General features: G+C 71.9%; 20 protein-coding genes and 1 tRNA gene. 18 read left to right on the top strand and 3 right to left on the bottom strand.

Going from position 1 to position 20,883, the window contains the following annotated elements; all coding sequences use genetic code 11:
- Window positions 1–52 precede the first annotated feature (52 nt).
- Entirely contained in the window at window positions 53–2,788 is a 2,736-nt protein-coding gene (locus tag IE99_RS0113790) for an AAA family ATPase (RefSeq protein WP_169744426.1), read from the top strand.
- 14 nt (window positions 2,789–2,802) lie between these two features.
- Here the strand turns inward: IE99_RS0113790 and IE99_RS0113795 are convergent, their stop codons facing one another.
- The gene (locus tag IE99_RS0113795) at window positions 2,803–3,717 is read right to left on the bottom strand and encodes an AraC family transcriptional regulator (protein ID WP_030169388.1); all 915 of its coding nucleotides are present in this window, start codon (window positions 3,715–3,717) and stop codon (window positions 2,803–2,805) included.
- Between the two features lie 418 nt (window positions 3,718–4,135).
- Here IE99_RS0113795 and IE99_RS0113800 point away from each other — a divergent pair, with 418 nt between their 5' ends.
- Complete coding sequence (locus IE99_RS0113800) at window positions 4,136–4,804, top strand: DUF998 domain-containing protein (RefSeq protein ID WP_030169390.1); 669 nt, start codon at window positions 4,136–4,138, stop codon at window positions 4,802–4,804.
- 121 nt (window positions 4,805–4,925) lie between these two features.
- Here IE99_RS0113800 and IE99_RS0113805 read toward each other — a convergent pair.
- A tRNA-Arg gene (locus IE99_RS0113805) sits at window positions 4,926–4,997 on the bottom strand.
- 107 nt (window positions 4,998–5,104) lie between these two features.
- On the opposite strand from IE99_RS0113805, the gene IE99_RS0113810 reads away from it, so the two are divergent.
- The 16 genes from IE99_RS0113810 (at window position 5,105) to IE99_RS0113885 (ending at window position 20,319) form a co-directional block, all read left to right on the top strand.
- Complete coding sequence (locus tag IE99_RS0113810; protein ID WP_245623195.1) at window positions 5,105–5,488, top strand: response regulator transcription factor; 384 nt, start codon at window positions 5,105–5,107, stop codon at window positions 5,486–5,488.
- 21 nt (window positions 5,489–5,509) lie between these two features.
- The gene (locus IE99_RS30300) at window positions 5,510–6,196 is read left to right on the top strand and encodes a DALR anticodon-binding domain-containing protein (RefSeq protein ID WP_084219490.1); all 687 of its coding nucleotides are present in this window, start codon (window positions 5,510–5,512) and stop codon (window positions 6,194–6,196) included.
- Window positions 6,193–7,584 (top strand): diaminopimelate decarboxylase, encoded by a 1,392-nt coding sequence (gene lysA / locus IE99_RS0113820; protein WP_030169394.1) that lies wholly within the window; start codon window positions 6,193–6,195, stop codon window positions 7,582–7,584. Before IE99_RS30300 ends, lysA begins: the two co-directional genes overlap by 4 nt.
- A complete protein-coding gene (locus tag IE99_RS0113825; RefSeq protein ID WP_245623196.1) occupies window positions 7,581–8,894 on the top strand; it encodes a homoserine dehydrogenase in 1,314 nt (437 codons plus the stop codon). Before lysA ends, IE99_RS0113825 begins: the two co-directional genes overlap by 4 nt.
- Window positions 8,895–8,934: 40 nt before the next feature.
- Window positions 8,935–10,002 (top strand): threonine synthase, encoded by a 1,068-nt coding sequence (thrC, locus tag IE99_RS0113830; RefSeq protein ID WP_030169399.1) that lies wholly within the window; start codon window positions 8,935–8,937, stop codon window positions 10,000–10,002.
- An 82-nt stretch (window positions 10,003–10,084) separates the two neighbouring features.
- On the top strand, window positions 10,085–11,026 hold the full coding sequence (gene thrB, locus IE99_RS0113835; RefSeq protein WP_030169400.1) for a homoserine kinase: 942 nt from the start codon (window positions 10,085–10,087) through the stop codon (window positions 11,024–11,026).
- 450 nt (window positions 11,027–11,476) lie between these two features.
- Entirely contained in the window at window positions 11,477–13,468 is a 1,992-nt protein-coding gene (rho, locus tag IE99_RS0113840) for a transcription termination factor Rho (RefSeq protein WP_030169402.1), read from the top strand.
- Between the two features lie 165 nt (window positions 13,469–13,633).
- Entirely contained in the window at window positions 13,634–14,998 is a 1,365-nt protein-coding gene (locus tag IE99_RS0113845; protein ID WP_245623197.1) for a sensor histidine kinase, read from the top strand.
- A gap of 16 nt (window positions 14,999–15,014) precedes the next feature.
- The gene (locus IE99_RS0113850; protein WP_030169406.1) at window positions 15,015–15,668 is read left to right on the top strand and encodes a response regulator transcription factor; all 654 of its coding nucleotides are present in this window, start codon (window positions 15,015–15,017) and stop codon (window positions 15,666–15,668) included.
- Window positions 15,669–15,851: 183 nt separating this feature from the next.
- On the top strand, window positions 15,852–16,067 hold the full coding sequence (rpmE, locus tag IE99_RS0113855) for a 50S ribosomal protein L31 (RefSeq protein WP_030169408.1): 216 nt from the start codon (window positions 15,852–15,854) through the stop codon (window positions 16,065–16,067).
- A gap of 114 nt (window positions 16,068–16,181) precedes the next feature.
- Window positions 16,182–17,246, top strand: coding sequence for a peptide chain release factor 1 (gene prfA / locus IE99_RS0113860; RefSeq protein WP_030169410.1), 1,065 nt, complete (start codon window positions 16,182–16,184; stop codon window positions 17,244–17,246).
- Complete coding sequence (prmC, locus tag IE99_RS0113865) at window positions 17,243–18,103, top strand: peptide chain release factor N(5)-glutamine methyltransferase (RefSeq protein WP_030169423.1); 861 nt, start codon at window positions 17,243–17,245, stop codon at window positions 18,101–18,103. Before prfA ends, prmC begins: the two co-directional genes overlap by 4 nt.
- Window positions 18,104–18,141: 38 nt before the next feature.
- Entirely contained in the window at window positions 18,142–18,894 is a 753-nt protein-coding gene (locus tag IE99_RS0113870; RefSeq protein WP_084219491.1) for an L-threonylcarbamoyladenylate synthase, read from the top strand.
- 80 nt (window positions 18,895–18,974) lie between these two features.
- Entirely contained in the window at window positions 18,975–19,343 is a 369-nt protein-coding gene (locus tag IE99_RS0113875) for a PadR family transcriptional regulator (RefSeq protein ID WP_051712493.1), read from the top strand.
- On the top strand, window positions 19,340–20,059 hold the full coding sequence (locus IE99_RS0113880; RefSeq protein ID WP_157610280.1) for a hypothetical protein: 720 nt from the start codon (window positions 19,340–19,342) through the stop codon (window positions 20,057–20,059). Before IE99_RS0113875 ends, IE99_RS0113880 begins: the two co-directional genes overlap by 4 nt.
- Window positions 20,056–20,319, top strand: a complete 264-nt coding sequence (locus IE99_RS0113885; protein ID WP_030169431.1) for a hypothetical protein — start codon at window positions 20,056–20,058, stop codon at window positions 20,317–20,319. The genes IE99_RS0113880 and IE99_RS0113885 overlap by 4 nt, the downstream gene beginning before the upstream one ends.
- 93 nt (window positions 20,320–20,412) lie before the next feature.
- Here the strand turns inward: IE99_RS0113885 and IE99_RS29155 are convergent, their stop codons facing one another.
- The gene (locus IE99_RS29155) at window positions 20,413–20,865 is read right to left on the bottom strand and encodes a hypothetical protein (protein ID WP_157610282.1); all 453 of its coding nucleotides are present in this window, start codon (window positions 20,863–20,865) and stop codon (window positions 20,413–20,415) included.
- Window positions 20,866–20,883 lie beyond the last annotated feature (18 nt).

Genomic DNA, 20,883 nt, shown 5'->3' on the forward strand with positions numbered 1-20,883 from the left:
GTCATCATGTGACAATCATGATCGGTTGTCGTACACGACATCAGGGGGAAGCATGAGCCTCGTGGAGCGTGACCGAGAAATCCGCCTACTCAGCCGACTCTGGACCGATATAAAGCCCGCCTCGGGCACCGTCGTCGTTATCAGCGGCCCAGTCGCCAGTGGAAAGACCGAATTGCTCGAACTGTGCGGCGCGCACATGCGAAACGCCGGTGTGCTGGTACTGAAGGCCGCGGCTTCGCGGACCGAGACCGGAATACCGCTCGGCGTGATCGGCCAGCTCGTCGCCGCCGCCGAGAACACCGCCGACCCGGACGTCGCCGCCGCCCGTGCCGTCCTCGGCGACCGCCCGTTCCCCTGGACCTCCGACGGCTTCGACATGACGTCGCGCAAGGAGATCGACCTCCTGCACGCGCTCGAAGGGATGCTGACCGAACTCGGGCGCAAGCAGCCGGTCGCCCTCTGCGTCGACGACGTCAACTACGCCGACGTCCCGTCCCTCGTCTGCCTCCTCTACCTCGCCCGCCGCCTCCGCTTCTCGCGCGTCATGATGCTGCTCAGCGACGGCGAGCACGCCTCCAGCGAGTACCGCTGCTTCCAGGCCGACCTCCTGCGCGAGCCCCGCAGCCGGCACATCCGGCTGACCCTGCTGTCCACCGACGCCACCGCCCTGATGCTCCAGCAGATCACCGGCGCCGCCCCCGCCCCCGCGCAGGTGCGGCGCGCCCACGACCTCACCGGCGGCAACCCGCTCCTGCTCCGCGCCCTCGCCGAAGAACACCTCGCCCGCGGCGACGACCCGGACGGCTTCACCCCCGGCCTCGAGTTCTCCCACGCCGTCACCCTCTGCCTCCTGCGCTGCGAGTACAACTCGCAGAACGCGGCCCGGATGCTCGCCCTCCTCGGCGACCGCCCCGCCACCGAGGAGCTCGTCGCCGAACTCCTCGCCGTGGACCGGGCCACCGGTGCCCGCGCCCTCCGGGAACTCGTCGCGACCGGCCTGCTGCGCGCCGACGGCCGCTACCGGGACCGCGCCGTCCGGGTGGCGGTCCTGGCGAGCTGGGCGCCCGCCCGGCGAGCCGAGGCGCACCGGCGCCTCGCGGGCCTGCTGCGCGACTGGGGAGCCCCGCCCGCGCAGATCGCCGGGCACCTCGTCCGCGGCGGGTCCACCGGTGAGCCGTGGGCGCCTTCGGTGCTGCTGCGCGGCGCGGAGCACGCCCTGCTCCACCACGACAACGACACCGCCGTCACGATGCTGCGCGCCGCGCTGAACGCCTGCGTCCACGACGACGAGCGGGCCACGATCACCCTGGCGTTGCTGAGAGCCCTGTGGCGCACCAACCCCGCGTCCGCGGGCCGGTGCCTCAACGACGCGGTCGGCCACGCGCTCGCCGGCCGGCTCACGCGCAGCGACAGCACGTCCCTGCTCGTCTACCTGCTCTGGTTCGGCCGGCTGGAGCAGGCGCACGCCCTCGCCGACGCGCTGGCCGGCCCCGCCGACGGCACGTCGCGCGCCGTCGAACTGTGGCTCGGCTGCCTCTACCCCGACCTGAACCGGGGCATGGCGGGCGCCGCCGGATCGGCCGAGACCACGACGGCGCGGCGCAGCGCGCCGAAGCGCGCCGCGCTGCTGCTCAGCTCCGTCCTGCGCGGCCACACCGGCGAGACCAGCCTCACCCTCGCCGAACAGGTCCTCCAGGGCGCCCAGCTGGACGACCAGGGGATCTTCGAGATCAGCGCGGCCCTGGCGGCGCTCATCTACGAGGGCCGCCTCGACGACGCCGAGCACTGGTGCGACTCGCTGCTGGCGGAGCTCGCCGACCGCGGCACCCCCACCTGGCAGGCGATGCTGCTGACCCTGCGCTCCAGCGCGGACGTGCGCCGCGGCCGGATGGCCGACGCCGAACGCCACGCCGACCAGGCGCTCGCCCTCATCACCCCCGACGGCTGGGGCGCCGCCGTCATGCTGCCGCTCGCGAACTCCATCATCGCCAAGACCGCGATGGGCCGGTACGAGGAGGCCGGCGCGCTCGCCAGGACGTCCGTCCCGGAAGCCGGGCTGCGGACGCTCGGCGGGCTTCACTTCCTGCACGCCCGCGGCCGCCACCATCTCGCCACCGGCCGCCCCCACGCCGCCCTGGACGACTTCCAGACCTGCGGCGACTCGGTCGCCGAGTGGGGTCTGCTCGGCGGGAGCATCGTCCCGTGGGCCGCCGACGCCGCCGACGCGCTGCTCACCCTCGGCGACCGGGCCGGTGCCCACCGCCTGGCGGCGGCGGAACTGGAACGCACCTGCGGCCCCCGCGGCGACCTGCTGCGCGTCCTCGCGTCCACGGAGGAGTGCGCGGAACGCCGCCGCGCGCTGCTGGAGGAGGCCGTCGCGGACCTGGAAGACGGCGGCGACCAGTACGGGCTGGCCCGAGCCTGCGCCGAACTGCGTCGCGCGTACCTCCGGCTCGGCGACGAGGGGCGGGCCCGCGCCATGGAGAACCGCGCCCAGGACCTCGGCCGCCGATACGGGTTCGTCGCGCACGGCGCGGCGCCGACCCGCCCCGCCGGCCCCCCTGGGAACGCCATGGAGGTGCTCAGCGAGGCCGAACGGCGTGTCGCGGTACTCGCCGCGCACGGCGACACCAACCGGGAGATCGCGGCGAAGCTGTTCATCACGGTCAGCACGGTGGAGCAGCACCTCACCCGCGTCTACCGCAAGCTCGACGTGGGCCGCCGCTCCGAGCTGCTCACCCGGCTGAACCCCGGGCTGTCGCCCCTGGAGTCGGCAGGCTCCGCCTGACAGATCGCACCCGATCATCCCGCCGCCCCGCCGCCCGCACGGTGCGCCCGCCGGTACTCGCCCGGTGGGACCCCGTACTCCCGCTTGAACGCGTGCGCGAACGTGAACTCCGAGGTGTAGCCCACGTCCGCCGCGACCCCGCGCAGTGACGCCCCCGGCTCGCGCAGCAGCCGCGCCGCCAGGATCATGCGCCACCCCGTGAGATAGGTCAGCGGAGGCTGCCCCACGGTGCTCGTGAACCGCCGCGCGAACGCCGCACGGGACAGGCCCGCCCGGCGCCCGAGATCGGCCACCGTCCACGGCCGGGCGGGTTCGCCGTGCAGCGCGTCCAGCGCCGCCGTGACCGCCGGGTCGTGCAGCGCCGCCGCCCACCCCCGGGCGGTGCCCTCGTGCCGCTCGTCGAACCAGGCCCGGAGCAGGTACAGCAGGACGAGGTCGAGCAGCGCCGGGACCGCGGCGCCGCTGCCCTGCGCCGGCGACTCCGCCTCCTGCGCGAGCAGCCCCACGGCGGCGTTCAGGGACGGATGCCGCCCTATCCGCGCCGGGAAGCGCATCACGTCCGGCAGGTCGTCCAGCAGTGGGTGCGGCCGCGGCTGATCGAAGAGATAGGCGCCGCACAGGAGTCCCGTCACCTCGCCGTCGCCCGTGCTCGTGTCCTCGCCCTTGGGAGCGTTACGGCTCATCGGCGTCTCCGGGCTGTCGGCCAGACCGTGCGCCGTGCCCGCGGGCAGGAGCACGATGTCCCCCGTGTGCAGCGGAGAGACCGTCCCGTCCGCCATGACGAGCACACAGGATCCGCGCAGGACCAGATGGAAGCCCGCCCCGGCCGCGGCGGGAAACCACTGCCCGAACGGAACCCGATGCGTCACCCGCCGGCAGTGGGGCCGCCCGGCGCTGATCGAGTTGATCACGTCCGACAGGACATCCACACCAGAAAACTAGCATGAATCCACTGATCAAGACGATCAAACAGAGATTCGAAAGATTCCCCGCTAGATCGTCTCTCCATCACTCCTCGAAGCCGGTGAGCACGGCGACCTGCCAACCGGACGGACGAACGGGAACGGCTTATCCGGGCCGGCACCACGAAAGCGAACAGCTCCCGGCCGGTTCTGCGGGCCCTCACGAGTGCGGCCCCGGTCGTAAGACGCGTATCTGGCATACCGTCAAAAGGTGTTCCGTGATCTTGCTTTGCTCCGGGGTGAGCTGCCCTGGAACGGGGCCCCCGCTCGGGAGAGGCGGAGGCCCGTCCAGACGCGGAAGCCGGATGAGCGCAACGGCGTCGTGACCTTCGACCCTGGTCATGCCCACCACCGGTGAGAAGGATGAAGCCAGGAGGTGGGAACAATGGACGACGCCATCTCCCATCGACGGCGGGACCGGACCGCGACAAGGGGACTGCTCCTGGCCGCGGTCGCGGCGGTCGTGGTGTACGTCATCGGAGACGTCCTAGCGAGCCTCCGGTACGACGGCTACAGCTACCTCGACCAGGCGATCAGTGAACTGAGCGCCTTCGGGTCGCCCGTCCGGCCGCTGATGGTGACGGTCATCCTCATCCACAACGTGCTCCTGCTCGCATTCGGAATCGGCGTCCTCCGAGTGGCGCAGCGCGGAAGCGTCCGCTGGATCGGCATCCTTCAGATCGCGGACTTCGTCATCGTGGGCATCCCGACGCATACGTTCTGGGCAATGAGCTCGCGCGACATGGAGTCGGGGTTCAACGACGTCATGCACATCGCCTTGTCAGGCGTGTTCAGCATGCTCGTGGTCGCAATGCTGATCCTGTCGGCCGTCGCCTACCCGGGCCGGTTCAGGCTCTACGCCCTCGCAACGACGGTCACGGTCATCGGCTTCGGCATCGCGTCCTCATTCGCGATACGGGGCCTCGAGCAGAACGACACCCCATGGGCAGGTGCCCTCGAACGGATCAACGCCTACGCCTACTTCGCATGGCTGGCGATCCTCGCCCTGACGATCCTGCGCCGCGACTTCCGCGCAGCCCGCCCCGAACCCTGATTGAGATCGACCGATCAAACCAATAAAGAGATCGGGCGAGAATGCAACGATGACCGGGAGCCTGCCCGATCTTGTAATGTCTGTGCTGGTCAGCGGGTTGATTCCGCCGGTCTCAGGAAGGTGCCCCCTGCAGGATTCGAACCTGCGCACACGGCTCCGGAGGCCGTTGCTCTATCCCCTGAGCTAAGGGGGCGTGCGTCCCTGTGGGGCGCGAGATCAAAGGGTAGCAGGGTTGGCGGGGTGGCGCGCACATGAGCGTTCGCCGTGCGTCGCGGGGTCGAGTCGGCTAGCTTCGAGGCCGTGACCGAGGCATTGGGACGTGTTCTCGTTGTCGATGATGACGAGGTGATCCGCCAGCTCATCGCCGTGAACCTGCAACTCGAGGGGTTCGAGGTGGCGACGGCCGTGGACGGGCAGGACTGTCTGGAGAAGGTCCTCGACGTCCGGCCCGATGTCATCACGTTGGACGTGATGATGCCCCGGCTGGACGGGTGGGTCACGGCGATCAGGCTGCGGGAGGATCCGGGCACGGCGCACATCCGGGTCGTGATGATCACCGCGCGGGCGCAGGAGCACGATGTGCGGCGGGGGCACGAGATCGGCGTGGACGCGTACGTCACCAAGCCGTTCGACCCGAATCAGCTGATCCAGACGGTGCGGAAGCTGGCGGCGGTGTCCAGATAGTGGTCGGCTAGTCTCACGGGGGTGACCCCAGCCGACGTGAGCGACGCCCTTGTGGCGGCGGTGCGCGATGCCGTGGCGCGGGGGGAAGTCGATGTCGTCGTGCCCGAGAGCGCGGTCGTGCTGTGCGTGGACGGCGGCTTCGAGTCCCCGGTGGCGCTGCGGCTGCGGGTCGATCCGGGAGTGATCGCTCGCCGGGTCGGCGGTTCGGTCACCGGGCGCGGGTTCGTGCGGGTCGAGGTGCCGGTCCGGGACGTCGTCGAGGGTGTCGCGCGGGGCCTCGGGTCCGCGGCCCTGCCGCCCTACCGGTGGGACGAGTGGCCCCGGACGTTCGACAACCCCGGGTTCTCGGTGCGGTACGCCTATGCGCGGGCCTCGTGGGTCGGGCGCTGGGCCCGGGACCTGGGGGTCGAGCCGGGGGCGTTCGTGAATGGTGAGCCCCTGGAGCTCGCCCTGGTGGGGGCCCTCGGGGATCTTCCCGGACGCGTCGTGCAGGCGCGGCGGGAAAGAGATGCCCGTCCGCTGGCGTTCTGTCTTGAGCGGGTCGCCTCCGCTTACCACGACGTTCACGAGCGGTGTCCCGCTCTGCCCAAGGGTGACGAGAGACCCGGGGCGGTGCACGCGGGACGCGCCGGGTTGGCGGAGGCCGTGCGCATCGCAATCGGCGATGGTTTGAAGTTGATCGGTGAGACCCCTAGAGAGCGAATATGAGCCGTGTACATCCCGCCGGGCCCCGGCACGCGGACGTCCTGCCCGAAGACCACCCGGCGGGGCCGGCGGACGACCTGAACGCGCTGGACGCGTCGATCTGGCCGCGTGGCGCCAGGAGGGACGAGGGGGCCGTCGTCATCGGCGGGGTCGATGTCCGCGACCTCGCCGAGGAGTACGGGACGCCCCTGTACGTCTATGACGAGGAGGACGTGCGGAGCCGTGCCCGTGAGTACGCGGCGGCGTTCCATGACGGCGACGTCCACTACGCGGGCAAGGCGTTCCTGTGCGTGGCGATGGCCAAGTGGCTCAAGGACGAGGGCCTGGGGCTGGACGTGTGCAGCGGGGGTGAGCTCGCGATCGCCCTCGCGGCGGGGTTCCCCACGGAGCGCATCACGATGCACGGCAACAACAAGGCGGTGTGGGAGCTGGAGCAGGCCCTGGACGCGGGGGTGGGGCGGATCGTCCTGGACTCCTTCGAGGAGATCGCCCGGCTGGGGTACCTCGCCAAGGAGCGCGGTGTCCGTCCCAAGGTGATGGTGCGCGTCACCACCGGGGTGGAGGCGCACACCCACGAGTTCATCGCGACGGCCCACGACGACCAGAAGTTCGGGTTCTCCCGGACGTCGGGGGCCGCGCTGGAGGCGGTGCGGCGCGTCCTCAAGCTGGACGAGCTCGAGCTCGTGGGGCTGCACAGCCATATCGGGTCGCAGATCTTCGAGGTGGACGGGTTCGAGGTCGCGGCCCACCGGCTGGCGGAGCTGCTGGTCGCGATCCGGGACGAGCACGGCATCGAGCTGCCCGAGCTGGACCTCGGCGGAGGCTACGGGATCGCGTACGTGCCGGGTGAGGAGCCGCACGATCCCAAGGCCATCGCGGACGGCCTGAGGGCGATCGTGGCGCGTGAGTGCAGGGCGTACGGGCTGGCGATGCCGAGGCTGACGGTCGAGCCGGGACGGGCGATCGTGGGGCCGGGCGGGGTCACCGTGTACGAGGTCGGGACCGTGAAGGACGTCGAGGGCCTGCGGACGTACGTGTCCGTGGACGGCGGGATGAGCGACAACCTCCGCACCGCCCTGTACGGCGCCGAGTACACGTGCGTCCTGGCGAGCCGGACGTCGGAGGCGCCGCCGATGCTCGGCAGACTTGTCGGGAAGCACTGCGAGAGCGGGGATATCGTGGTGCGGGACGTGTGGTTGCCCGAAGATCTTGCGGCGGGGGACCTGGTCGCCGTGGCGGCGACGGGTGCGTACTGTCGTTCGATGGCCAGCAACTACAACCACGTTCCGAAGCCCGCCGTGGTGGCGGTGCGGGACGGCAGGTCGCGCGTGATCGTCCGCCGTGAGGGCGTCGAGGACCTGCTGCGGCTCGATGCGGAGGTCGAAGCGTGAGTTCCGAACGTGGCGCGCTGCGGGTGGCGCTGCTCGGGTGCGGCGTCGTCGGCACCGAGGTCGTGCGGCTGCTGCGGGAGCAGGCCGATGATCTCGCCGCGCGGGTGGGGGTCCCCCTGGAGCTCGCCGGGATCGCCGTCCGGCGGCCCGACAAGGTGCGGGCGGGCGTCGACCCGGAGCTGGTGACGACGGACGCGCAGGGTCTCGTGACGCGGGACGACGTCGACATCGTCATCGAGGTGATCGGCGGCATCGAGCCGGCCAGGACGCTGATGCTGGAGGCGATGAAGACCGGCAAGTCGGTCATCACCGCCAACAAGGCCCTTTTGGCGGAGGACGGGGCGACCCTCTTCGCGGCCGCCCGCGAGTACGGGGCCGACCTGTACTACGAGGCGTCCGTGGCGGGCGCGATCCCGCTGCTGCGTCCGCTCAGGGACTCGCTGGTCGGCGACCACGTGCACCGGGTGCTGGGCATCGTCAACGGCACCACGAACTACATCCTCGACCAGATGGACGCCCACGGCGCCGGGTTCAACGACGCCCTGGAGGAGGCCCAGGCGCTCGGGTACGCCGAGGCGGATCCCACGGCCGACGTGGAGGGCTTCGACGCGGCGGCCAAGGCGGCGATCCTGGCGCAGCTCGCGTTCCACACCCCGGTCACCGCGGCGGACGTCCACCGGGAGGGCATCACGGAGGTGACGGCCGCGGACGTGGCCGGCGCCAAGGGCATGGACTGCGTCGTCAAGCTGCTCGCGATCTGCGAGCGGGTCCCGTCCGAGGACGGACGGAACGGGCGCGGCGTGTCGGTCCGCGTGTACCCGGCGATGATCCCGCGGTCGCATCCGCTGGCGAGCGTCCGCGAGGCGTACAACGCGGTGTTCGTGGAGGCCGAGTCGGCGGGTTCGCTGATGTTCTACGGCGCCGGTGCGGGGGGCGCCCCGACGGCCTCCGCGATCCTCGGCGACCTGGTCGCGGTCGCGCGCAACGTCGCGGGCGGAACCCCGGGTCCGGTCGAGGTGACGTACGCGAAGCTGCCCGTCCTGCCCATGGGCGAGACGGTCACGCGCTACTACATCCACCTCGACGTGGCGGACCGCTCCGGTGTGCTCGCCACGGTCGCGGAGGAGTTCGCCCGGCACGGGGTGTCGATCCAGGCCGTCCGGCAGGAGGGACTGGGCGAGGACGCCCAGCTCGTGGTGGTGACCCACCGCGCCCCGGACGCGGCGCTCACGGCGACGGTCGAGGGCCTCCGCAACCTCGACATCGTGCTGGAGGTCGTGAGCGTGATGCGCGTCGAGGGCGAGGAATGACGCCGATAGAATCAGCCCACCTGCGGCCAAGGAGAACGACGTGAACGCGAACGCGCGCGCCTGGCGCGGCCTCATCGAGGAGTACCGCGACCGGCTTCCGGTGACGGACGCGACGCCCGTCGTGACCCTGCTGGAGGGCGGCACGCCGCTGGTCCCCGCGAAGCGGATCTCGCAGCTGACCGGCTGCGAGGTGTACCTCAAGGTGGAGGGCGCCAACCCGACCGGGTCCTTCAAGGACCGCGGGATGACGATGGCGATCAGCAAGGCGGCCGAGGACGGAGCCAAGGCGGTCATCTGCGCGTCCACCGGCAACACCTCCGCGTCCGCCGCGGCCTACGCGGTGCGTGCGGGGATGACGTGCGCGGTCCTCGTCCCCAACGGCAAGATCGCCATGGGGAAGCTGGCGCAGGCCCTCGTGCACGGAGCGCGGCTCCTTCAGGTGGAGGGCAACTTCGACGACTGCCTGGAGCTGGCCCAGAAGCTGTCTGTCGACTACCCGGTCGCCCTCGTCAACTCCGTCAACAAGTACCGGCTGCAGGGGCAGAAGACGGCCGCGTTCGAGATCGTGGACGCGCTCGGGGACGCCCCCGACGTGCACTGCCTCCCGGTCGGCAACGCGGGCAACATCTCCGCCTACTGGATGGGCTACAAGGAGTACGCGGCCGACGCGATCTCGTCCCGGACGCCGCGCATGCTCGGTTTCCAGGCGAGCGGCGCCGCCCCGTTCGTGCGGGGCGCGCCCGTCCTGAAGCCGCAGACCATCGCGACCGCGATCCGGATCGGCAACCCGGCCTCCTGGGACCTCGCCGTCGCCGCCCGCGACGAGTCCGGCGGCGCGATCGACTCGGTCACCGACCGGCAGATCCTCGCCGCGTACCGGCTGCTGGCCCGCGAGGAGGGCGTCTTCGTCGAGCCCGCCTCGGCGGCGAGCGTCGCCGGCCTTCTGCAGGCGGCCGAGCAGGGCGTCGTCGCGCCCGGCTCCAAGGTCGTCTGCACGGTGACGGGCAACGGCCTCAAGGACCCCGACTGGGCGATCGCGGGCGCGCCCGCGCCGACGACCGTGAAGGTCGACGCCCACGCCGCGGCGTCCGCGCTGGGCCTGACGTAGAACCTTTCCTGGACGGGTGGAGGGGCGGCCGGTGCCGCTCCGCGCCCGGCCCCGCACACACGTGATTCCGGAAGGGGCGGCGATGAACTGGCCGAGCGGGCCCGTACGGGTGCGGACGCCGGCGACGAGCGCCAACCTGGGGCCCGGGTTCGACTCGCTGGGCCTCGCGCTGTCGCTGTACGACGACGTCGAGGTCGCGGTCAGCGACGACGCGGTGTCGATCGAGGTCGAGGGCGAGGGCGCGGAGGTCGCCGACCGCGGCGAGCGGCATTTGATCGTGAAGGTGCTGCGCCGGGCGTTCGACGAGCTGTCCGCGCTGGGCGCGGCCGGTCCCGGCCAGCCGAAGGGTTTCCGGCTGCGCTGCCGCAACCGCATTCCGCACAGCCGGGGCCTGGGCTCCTCGTCCGCCGCGATCGTCGCCGGGATCGTCGCGGCGCGCGCCCTCCACCCCGAGGGCCGCCTCCTGGACGACGATGCCGCGTTCCGCCTCGCCAACGAGATCGAGGGCCATCCCGACAACGTCGCGCCCTGCCTCGCGGGCGGGCTCACGGTCGCCTGGACGACCCCGTCCGGCCCTCGCCTGGTCCGGCTGGACCCGCGGATCGGGCAGGTCGTGGCGTTCGTCCCCGACCAGGGCCTGGCCACGGAGCGCGCGCGGGGGCTCCTGCCGGAGACCGTCCCGCATCGGGACGCCGCCGCCAACGCGGGGCGGGCGGCGCTGCTCGTCGCGGTCCTCACCGGAGACCTCGGCGAGGGCCTCCTGCTGGACGCGACGGAGGACCGCCTGCACCAGGACTACCGCGCGCCCGCGATGCCGGAGTCGGCGGAGCTGGTCGCGCGGCTCCGGGACGCCGGTGCGCCGGCGGTGATTTCCGGAGCAGGTCCTACTGTCCTGACCTTCACAAGCGCATCACAAGTTGATTCGATGGGCCTGGAACTGGGTAATGGGTGGCACAAACACCCGTTGGACGTCGCGACCCGCGGTGCCCATGTCCTGGCCGGAGGCCCCGATCACCGGTCCTGACGGCGGGGCTGGGGCCGGGACCCGCGCGGCGTTGCGGCCGGTGCCCGTTCCGGCATGGTCCAGCTAGGTAAAATGCGAAGACATCGACCTCTGGGGAATGGCAGTGTGCCCTGGTGATGTTAGGCTGATTGCCGCACCAGATGCCCCGTTCGGGCAGCGTGCTCGTCAGCCGCGCGTCGGCGGTTCGGCCTCCGGCCGTCCCGGTCCCGCGTTCCCGGCTCCCCGGCGCCGTGCCATCCCGTTGTCAGGCGACTTCCCGACACTTCGGACGTGGCGGTACCGGGGCATGTACGAGCGGACCGTCCCGACCATCATCTGGCTGTACCCAGACCTCGCGGATCGCGGTGCCATCGTGATCGGCGGAGCCCGGCTCGGCGCCCCCGCCGGGCCGCACCACCGGGTTGACTGGCCGAAAGCCGGCCGACGCCCGCTCCCTGGGAAGGACCCTTAGTGAGCGAATCCAGCGAACTCCTTACGGACGCATCCAGCACGGCGCCCGCGGCCGAGGCCGGCAAGACCGGCGCGGAGTCCGCCACCCCCCGGCGCCGCCGGCAGGGCACGGGCCTCTCGGCCATGGTGCTGCCCGAACTGAAGGCGCTCGCGTCCAGCCTCGGCATCACCGGCACCACCGGGATGCGCAAGAGCCAGCTCATCGCCGCCATCCAGGAGAAGCAGGGCGGCCCGGGGCAGGGCTCGGCGGGGGGCGAGCAGGGAGCCGCTGCCACGGCCGCGACCGCCGCGACGGGAGCCGCGGCGGTCAAGGCCGAGCGTCCCCGCCGGACGCGCACCGCGGCGGCGAAGAGCGAGCCGTCCGACGAGCAGGTCACCATCGCGGAGCCCGCCGCGGAGCAGCCGGCCGAGAAGCCGGAGCGGGCCGAGCGGCAGGGCGGCCGGCAGGCCGGCAAGAGCGCCGAGAAGGCCGAGCGCGGCGCGGACGAGGGCGAGACCCAGGGGCAGGGCGGCGGGCGCGAGGGCGGCCGTGAGGGCCGCGAGGGCGGACGCCAGCGCAGCCGCCGCGACCGCGGCGAGGGCCGTGAGCGCGGCGAGGGCCGTGAGCGCGGCGAGCGCGGCGAGCGCGGTGAGGGCCGGGGCGAGCGCGGGGAGCGCGGCGAAGGCCGTGAACGCGGCGAGCGCGGTGAGCGCGGCGGCGAGCAGGGCGGCGGACGCCAGCGCGGCCAGACCCAGGGCGGCGGCGGCCAGCACGACGACGACGAGGGCGGCAGGGGCCGGCGCGGGCGCCGGTTCCGGGAGCGCAACCGGGGCCGCGGCGGGCGCGATCGCTTCGAGGAGCCGGTGGTCACCGAGGACGACGTCCTCATCCCCGTCGCGGGCATCCTCGACATCCTCGACAACTACGCGTTCGTCCGGACGACCGGCTACCTGCCGGGCCCCAACGACGTGTACGTGTCGCTGGCGCAGGTCCGCAAGAACGGCCTCCGCAAGGGCGACGTCATCACCGGCGCCGTCCGGCAGGCCCGCGAGGGCGAGCGCCGGGAGAAGTTCAACGCGCTCGTCCGGCTCGACACCGTCAACGGGATGGAGCCGGAGCAGGCGAAGGGCCGCGTCGACTTCAGCAAGCTGACGCCGCTGTACCCGCAGGAGCGGCTGCGCCTGGAGACCGACCCGGGCATCCTCACGACGCGGATCATCGACCTGGTGTCGCCGATCGGCAAGGGGCAGCGCGGGCTGATCGTGTCGCCGCCGAAGGCCGGCAAGACGATGGTGCTCCAGTCGATCGCGAACGCGATCACGAAGAACAACCCGGAGTGCCACCTGATGGTCGTCCTGGTGGACGAGCGTCCGGAAGAGGTCACCGACATGCAGCGGACGGTGAAGGGCGAGGTCATCCACTCGACCTTCGACCGTCCGGCGGAGGACCACACGATGGTCGCGGAGCTCGCGATCGAGCGCGCCAAGCGGCTCGTGGAGCTCGGCCACGACGTGGTCGTCCTGCTCGACTCCATCACCCGCCTGGGCCGCGCCTACAACCTGGCGGCGCCGGCGTCCGGGCGCATCCTGTCCGGTGGTGTCGACTCGACGGCGCTGTACCCGCCGAAGCGGTTCTTCGGCGCGGCCCGCAACATCGAGAACGGCGGCTCGCTGACGATCCTCGCGACCGCGCTGGTGGAGACCGGGTCCCGCATGGACGAGGTCATCTTCGAGGAGTTCAAGGGCACCGGCAACATGGAGCTGAAGCTCAACCGGGGCCTGGCCGACAAGCGGATCTTCCCGGCGGTGGACGTCGACGCGTCCAGCACCCGCAAGGAGGAGATCCTCATGGCTCCGGAGGAGCTGCGGGTCGTCTGGCAGCTGCGCCGGGTGCTGCACGCGCTCGACATGCAGCAGGCGCTGGAGCTCCTCATCGAGAAGATGAAGGACACGGGGTCCAACGCCGAGTTCCTGCTCCAGGTGCAGAAGACGACCGTCTCCGACGACCGCTGACGCACGGCTTCGCGGCACCCCCGTCCGGTCCTCCGGGCGGGGGTGTTCCGTGTCCGGGGGGCCGGGGGTGGGGTTAGCCCTACCCCGGGGATGGTGGCGGGCACGATGGCGGCCCGGACCCGCGCCACGGCACGCTGGACGCGTACGGTGAACGGGAGGGACGACGTGAACGAGCTCAGCACGCATTCCGGTGGCGCGGCCGCCGGGCGGACCGGCCCGGCGGGCGCGGGACGCGCGATGAAGACGGTCCTGGACGGCGGGTGGAGCCCGCCGGCCATGATCCGCTCGTCGCTGACGTACCGATCGGCGGCGTATCTCGCGGTCACGTTCGGGTTCGGCCTGGCCTGGTTCATCGGCCTCGTGGTCGGCCTGTCGCTCTCCACCGCCCTGCTGATCATCTGGGTGGGGCTGCCGATGCTGGCGACGCTGATGGTGGCGTGGCGGTTCGGCGCGATGCTGGAGCGGACGCTCGCGCGGCTGGCGTTCGGGGCGGAGATCCCGTCGCCGTACCGGCCGCTGCCGCCGGGACGCAACCCGTTCAGCAAGCTGAGGTCGATGGCGACCGACCCCGCCACCTGGAAGGACCTCCTCTACCTGGGGCTGCTGTTCCCCATCTCGATCGTCGAGTTCGTGGTCTCGATCGCGGTGTGGGCGTCGTCGGGCGGCCTGCTGATCCTGCCGTTCATCGTCGCGTTCCAGGAGGGGGTCGAGGTCCGGTTCGGGCCCGTCTCGTACTGGGCGGGCAACCCGCTGGAGGCCCTGCCGATGACGGTCGTCGGCGCCGTCCTCGCCGTCATGGCGATGTACGTGACCCGGGTGATGGCCATCGGGCACATGCTCTACGCCCGGTTCCTGCTCGGCCCGAGCGCGTCGCAGGCCGAGAACCTGCGGCTGCGTAAGCGCACGGAGCATCTGCAGGCCAGCCGCGCCCGCGGGGTGGACGCCGCCGAGTTCGAGCGCCGCCGCATCGAGCGCGACCTGCACGACGGCGCCCAGCAGCGGCTGCTGGCCGTCGCGATGGACATCGGCCGGGCCCGCGCCAAGCTCGACGACGACCCGGACGGGGCGCGGGCGCTGATCGAGCAGGCGCACTCGGGGACCAAGGAGGCGATCTCCGAGCTCCGCGACCTGGCCCGCGGCATCTACCCGGCGATTCTCACCGACCGGGGCCTCGACCCGGCGCTGTCCGGGCTGGCCGCGCGCGCCCCCGTCCCCGTCGAGGTCGAGGTGGACCTGCCGGAGCGTCCGCCGGCCGCGGTGGAGAGCATCGCCTACTTCATCGTCGCGGAGTCCCTCGCCAACATCGCGAAGTACGCCCGCGCGACCCGCGCCACCGTCCGGGTGGCCCGCGACGACGCCTGGGTCGTCGTCGAGGTCACCGACAACGGCGTCGGCGGCGCCGTGGCGCACCCGGGCGGCGGCCTGGCCGGTCTCGCCGACCGCGCCGCAACCATCGACGGCCTGCTGATCGTCGACAGCCCGCCCGGCGGCCCCACGATCGTCCGCGCCGACCTCCCCTGCACCTGGTGACACCGATAATGGATCGATGCGGGTTGTGATCGCCGAGGACTCGGTGCTGCTGCGGGAAGGGCTCGTCCGGCTGCTGGCCGACGCGCGGATCGAGACGGTCGCCACGGCCGGGGACGGCGAGAGCCTGCCCGGCCTGGTCGCCGAGCACGCGCCGGACCTCGTGATCGTGGACGTCCGGATGCCTCCGACGTTCACCGACGAGGGGCTGCGGGCCGCGCTGGCCGTCCGGGAGCGCCGCCCCGGCACGCCGATCCTCGTCCTGTCCCAGTACGTGGAGGAGCGGTACGCGACCGACCTCATCGGCGGCGGCACCGAGGGCGTCGGCTACCTGCTGAAGGAGCGGATCGCGGACGTCGCGGAGTTCATCGACGCGGTCCGCCGCATCGCCGCCGGGGGGACGGTCATCGACCCGGAGGTGATCGGCCAGCTGCTGGGGCGGCGGCGCGGCGACGATCCGCTGGAGGCCCTCACCCCGCGCGAGCACGAGGTCCTGGGGCTGATGGCGCAGGGGCGGTCGAACGGGGCGATCGCCGCGGACCTGGTCGTCAGCGATGGGGCGGTCGAGAAGCACATCTCGAACATCTTCCTCAAACTGGGCCTTCAGCCGACCCAGAAGGGCCACCGCCGGGTCATGGCCGTCCTCGCCTACCTGGGCCGCGCGGACACCTGACCGGTGCCCGCTCACGATCGAAGCCCCGTTCATGATCGGGAATGGGCGGTGACCTCGGCACGTTCGGGTATCTGGCACACTTGGACTGCAACCGCTGCGGTACCGGTTCACGTTCCCCGTATCCCACGGCCCACGGCCGTGCGGCAGGGACGCCCGGCGGCCGCCCCAGGCGAGGAGAGACCCATGAAGCCCGACATCCACCCGACCTACGTCGTCACGACCGTGACGTGCACGTGCGGGAACACCTTCGAGACCCGCAGCACCGCCGAGAACGGCGTCATCCACGCGGACGTGTGCTCGAACTGCCACCCCTTCTACACGGGCAAGCAGAAGATCCTCGACACCGGCGGCCGGGTGGCGCGCTTCGAGCAGCGCTTCGGCAAGAAGGCCGGCAAGTAGGACGGGCTCGGCGCAGCGACCAAGGACCGGCCCGGGGACGCGAGGTCCCCGGGCCGGTCGAAATCGGGCCCGGTGCCCTGCGGGGCGCCGGGGCCTGGACGGCCAGGACACACCGTGAATCTCGACGAGTTCATCAGCGAATACGCGGACATCGAGGGGCGGCTCGCCGACCCGTCCGTCCACGCCGACCAGAGCCTGGCTCGGCGGCTCGGCAAGCGCTACGCCGAGCTGCGGCCCATCGTCGAGACGTACCGGGAGCTGACCGCCACCGGTGACGACCTCGCGGCGGCGCGGGAGCTCGCCGCCGAGGACGAGGCGTTCGCCGCCGAGGCGACCGACCTCGCCAAGCGCAAGGACGAGCTGGAGGAGCGGCTCCGCAAGCTGCTCGTGCCGCGCGACCCGAACGACACCAAGGACGTCATCCTCGAGGTGAAGGCCGGTGAGGGCGGCGAGGAGTCGGCCCTGTTCGCCGGCGACCTGCTGCGCATGTACCTGCGGTACGCCGAGCGCGTCGGCTGGAAGACCGAGGTGCTCGACTCCCACCCGTCCGACCTGGGCGGGTACAAGGACGTCACCGTCGCGGTGAAGTCCAGGGGAGCGCAGGAAGAGGGCGTCTGGACGCGCCTCAAGTTCGAGGGCGGCGTCCACCGGGTGCAGCGGGTGCCCGCCACCGAATCCCAGGGACGCATCCACACGTCCGCCGTCGGTGTCCTGGTGTCGCCCGAGGCCGAGGACGTCGACGTCCAGGTCGATCCCAACGACCTCCGGATCGATGTGTACCGGTCGTCCGGGCCGGGCGGGCAGAGCGTCAACACGACGGATTCCGCGGTGCGGATCACGCACATCCCGACGGGTGTCGTGGTGTCGTGCCAGAACGAGAAGAGCCAGCTGCAGAACAAGGAGCAGGCGCTCCGTATCCTGCGGTCCCGCCTCCTGGCCATCGCGCAGGAGGAGGCGGACGCGGCGGCGTCGGCCGAGCGCAAGAGCCAGGTCCGCACGGTCGACCGCTCCGAGCGCGTCCGCACGTACAACTACCCGGAGAACCGGATCTCCGACCACCGGGTCGGCTACAAGGCCTACAACCTGGACCAGGTCCTCGACGGCGACCTCCACAACGTGACGCAGGCGCTGGTCGACGCCGAGATGGAACGCCGGCTCGCCGAAGCCCAGGGATCATGAACCTGCTGCTCGACGAGATCGCCAGGGCGACCGCGCGGCTCGCCGAGGCCGGCGCCGCCTCCCCCCGCGCGGACGCCGAGGAGCTCGCCGCCGCCGTGCACGGCGTGAGCCGCTCGGAGCTGCACAAGGTGCCCGACGGCGCGTTCGACGCCCGCTTCTGGGAGTACGTCGCCCGCCGCGAGGCCGGCGAGCCGCTGCAGCACATCACCGGTCGCGCCTTCTTCCGCTACCTCGAGCTCAAGGTCGGGCCGGGCGTGTTCGTCCCCCGTCCCGAGACCGAGGTGATGGTCGGCTGGGTCCTGGAGACGCTCCGCGACATGGACGTCCGGGACCCGCTCGTCGTCGACCTCGGCACGGGTTCCGCCGCGATCGCGCTGTCGATCGCCCTGGAGGCGCCGCGCGCCCGCGTCCACGCCGTCGAGAAGGACCCGGCCGCCTTCGTGCACGCCACCCGCAACATCGAGGAACTGGACGAGCGCGGGCGCGTCCGCCTGCACCTGGACGACTTCGCGACGGCCCTCGCCGAGCTGAACGGCACCGTCGACCTCGTCGTCAGCAACCCCCCGTACATCCCGATGAGCGAGTGGGAGCACGTCCCGCCGGACGTCCGCGACCACGACCCGGCCGACGCCCTGTGGGGCGGCGGCGACGACGGCCTGGACGCGATCCGCGCCGTCGAGCGCACCGCCCGGCGCCTGCTGCGTCCGGGCGGCCACGTGGCGGTCGAGCACAGCGACCTGCAGGGCAACGGCGTCTACTGGATCTTCGCGGAGGAGAACGGCTGGCGCGACGTCCGCAACCGCCGCGACCTGACGAACCGCGACCGCTTCGTCACCGCCCGCCTCACCGCCGACTGACCGTCCGCGCGGTGCCGGGCCGTGCGAAAATCGGGAGCGTGAGCCGACGTTATGACTGTGCCCAGCCGATGGAGCGTTCGCGGGGGATCGCCGAGGCGGTCTCGGCCGCACGGCGCGGCGAGCTGATCGTCCTGCCGACCGACACGGTGTACGGGGTGGGCGCCGACGCGTTCACGCCGACCGCCGTGAAGGCGCTGCTGGACGCGAAGGGCCGCGGCCGCGAGATGCCGCCGCCGGTCCTGGTCGGCTCGGTGCGGGCCGCGACCGCGCTCGTGGAGGACCTCGGCACCTACGGGCAGGACCTCATCGACGAGTTCTGGCCGGGCGCGATGACGCTGGTGTGCCGCGCCAACCCGAACCTCATGTGGGACCTCGGCGAGACGAAGGGCACCGTCGCCGTCCGGATGCCGATGCACGAGCTCGCGGTGGAGCTGCTGAAGGAGACGGGTCCGCTCGCCGTCAGCAGCGCGAACCTGACCGGCCGGCCCGCCGCCCGCACCGCCGAGGAGGCGGAGGAGATGCTGGGCGACTCGGTGTCGGTCTATTTGGACGGCGGCCGCTCCGGCCACAGCGACCCGTCCACGATCGTCGACCTGACGGGCCCCATCCCGCGCCTGCTGCGCCTCGGCGCGATCCCCGAGGACAAGATCCGCTCCGTCGTCGGCATCCTCCTCACCGACGAGGACGAGGAAGACGAGCCCGTCCCGCCGACGAAGGAGCCGGACGCCGAGAAGCAGTCCCTCATCAAGGACGACGCCGCGAACAGGCCCTCCCTCTCCAAGGACGAATAAACCGCCCTGGCGTCCGCATCTCGGCCCTTCACGACCAGGTACCTTGCTGAACAAGGTACCTGGTGACTATCATGCATCGCATGGGAGTTCCTGATCAAGGTCGGCGGCGCAGCCAGTGGCTGCGCGGCGTCCTCGACCTCTGCCTGCTGGCCGTGGTCGCGGACGAACCCGCCTACGGCTATGAGATGGTCCAGCGGCTCGCCGCCGCCGGCCTCGACGCGGTCGCCGAGGGGTCGATCTATCCCGCGCTGGGCCGGCTCCAGCGGGAGGGCCTCGTGGAGTCGTACCTCGTGGAGGGCGGCACCGGCCCGGCCCGCAAGTACTACCGGCCGACCGAGGACGGCCACGCCGCCCTCGACGCGTGGTCGCGCGAATGGACTCAGCTCACCGACGGCGTGTCGGCCGTGCTGCGCAGGACGATCGTGGCAGATGGAGGCGCGGACCGATGACGGAGAAGATCGTCCGGCGATGCCGGCGGGCATGGCGCCGGATCGGAGTGTCCCGCGACGACGCGGCCGACATGGCGGCCGAACTCACCGCCGACCTCGAGGCCGCCGAGGCTGACGGCCGGGACGCGCAGTCCTACGTCGGCGGTGACCCAGCCGGGTTCGCCCGAGCCTGGGCCTCAGAACGCGGTGTGGTCCCTCTCCGGCCTCGCATCGGACGGCTGGTGACCGCCGCCGTGCTCGGCGGTGTCCCGGGCGGGCTGGCGGGCCTGTTCGTGGCGTTCGGGCTGTCGAGCGATGCGATGGCGGAGGTTCTCGGCGAGCGGGACGTTCCGACTGCCCTGATCATGGGGCTGTACGTGCTGTGCGGGGTCTTCGCGTGGGCGGGGGTCCTCGCAGGCGGATCTGCGGTACTGCGGTACCACGCGGACGCCGCTCGCCGCACCACGGTGCTAGCGCTCGCCGTCGCGCTGCCACCGGCCGGTGCGGCGGCAGCGGCGGCGACCATGCTGCTCGCGCGGCGGGTCGGCTACGCCTACGACCCGACGTACTTCGCCTTGGAGGTGGCGACACCGGTCCTGGTCATGGCGGGAACGGTGGCCCTCACGCGGCTGCTCGTCATCTACCTGTCAAACCGCGGCCGTGGACGTCGCCCCGTGCCCGAGACCCGGTCGGCGCCGCCCCTCCAACGTTCTTCATCGGATCCCTCTACCGGATGACCTTTGACGGAGACGCCGGAGAGACGCCCCGGAGTCATCGCGGAGGCCGCCTCCTCGGCCGGCACGGGGCGACCGCCCTGCCGACCGCCTACCTGCTGTTCGTCGTCATGACCGGCGCACCGCCCGACCGGGTGCCCCCCTGGGTGTGGCCGCTGGCCGGGGCGGGGGACGAGGCGGCCCTGGCCATGGCCGCGTCGTCCCTGGGCGCAGGGTTGGTCCTGCTGCTGATGCCCGTTCGCGATCCTCGTCGGCGGCTCTGATCGAGGGGGGCGTTCTAGCGTGGCCAAAGCGAAGGGCCTCGCCGCGGGGTGCGGCGAGGCCCTTGCTGCTTCCTACTGACGTGCGCGGCGGGCTCAGAAGAGGGTCTTGCCCTTGCCGTAGACGTACTTGCCGGTCTTCTTGTTGCGGCCGCACTCCTGGACGTACAGGTGGTCGTTGTACGAGGAGCTGGCGGAGATCTTGACGGTGGCGACGCCGTCGAAGTTGTACTCGACGCCGTTCCGCACGCCGATGATCTTGTGGCGCGACCAGTAGCCCTTGCTGCCTTCCTTGAAGAGGAAGCGGACGCAGGCGGTCCAGCCGTTCTTCTTGCCGTCGCGGAGGTAGCCGGTCACGTAGACCTTGCTGCCGCGGGTGTAGGTGCCCCAGGCGCTGATGTTGCTGTACGAGTCGTACGGCGCCCACTTCTTGGCGGCGGCCGCCTTCGCGGGGGCCTGAGCGGGGGTCGCGTTGGCGGGCGCGCTGACGGCGGTCATGCCCGCCATGAGGGTGCCGGCGGCCAGGGCTACTGCAGCGATACGCCGCATAGATGCCTCCATGCTCGG

The organism is Spirillospora albida, assembly GCF_000718255.1.
Classification (GTDB): Bacteria; Actinomycetota; Actinomycetes; order Streptosporangiales; family Streptosporangiaceae; genus Spirillospora; species Spirillospora albida.

Coding starts and splice junctions, on each gene's coding strand:
- IE99_RS29155 (WP_157610282.1), bottom strand. CDS start 20,865: ATGCGGCGTATCGCTGCAGTAGCCCTGGCCGCCGGCACCCTCATGGCG.
- lysA (WP_030169394.1), top strand. CDS start 6,193: ATGAGCCGTGTACATCCCGCCGGGCCCCGGCACGCGGACGTCCTGCCC.
- IE99_RS0113880 (WP_157610280.1), top strand. CDS start 19,340: ATGACGGAGAAGATCGTCCGGCGATGCCGGCGGGCATGGCGCCGGATC.
- IE99_RS0113875 (WP_051712493.1), top strand. CDS start 18,975: ATGGGAGTTCCTGATCAAGGTCGGCGGCGCAGCCAGTGGCTGCGCGGC.
- IE99_RS0113885 (WP_030169431.1), top strand. CDS start 20,056: ATGACCTTTGACGGAGACGCCGGAGAGACGCCCCGGAGTCATCGCGGA.
- thrB (WP_030169400.1), top strand. CDS start 10,085: ATGAACTGGCCGAGCGGGCCCGTACGGGTGCGGACGCCGGCGACGAGC.
- IE99_RS0113850 (WP_030169406.1), top strand. CDS start 15,015: ATGCGGGTTGTGATCGCCGAGGACTCGGTGCTGCTGCGGGAAGGGCTC.
- IE99_RS0113800 (WP_030169390.1), top strand. CDS start 4,136: ATGGACGACGCCATCTCCCATCGACGGCGGGACCGGACCGCGACAAGG.
- IE99_RS0113790 (WP_169744426.1), top strand. CDS start 53: ATGAGCCTCGTGGAGCGTGACCGAGAAATCCGCCTACTCAGCCGACTC.
- prmC (WP_030169423.1), top strand. CDS start 17,243: ATGAACCTGCTGCTCGACGAGATCGCCAGGGCGACCGCGCGGCTCGCC.
- rpmE (WP_030169408.1), top strand. CDS start 15,852: ATGAAGCCCGACATCCACCCGACCTACGTCGTCACGACCGTGACGTGC.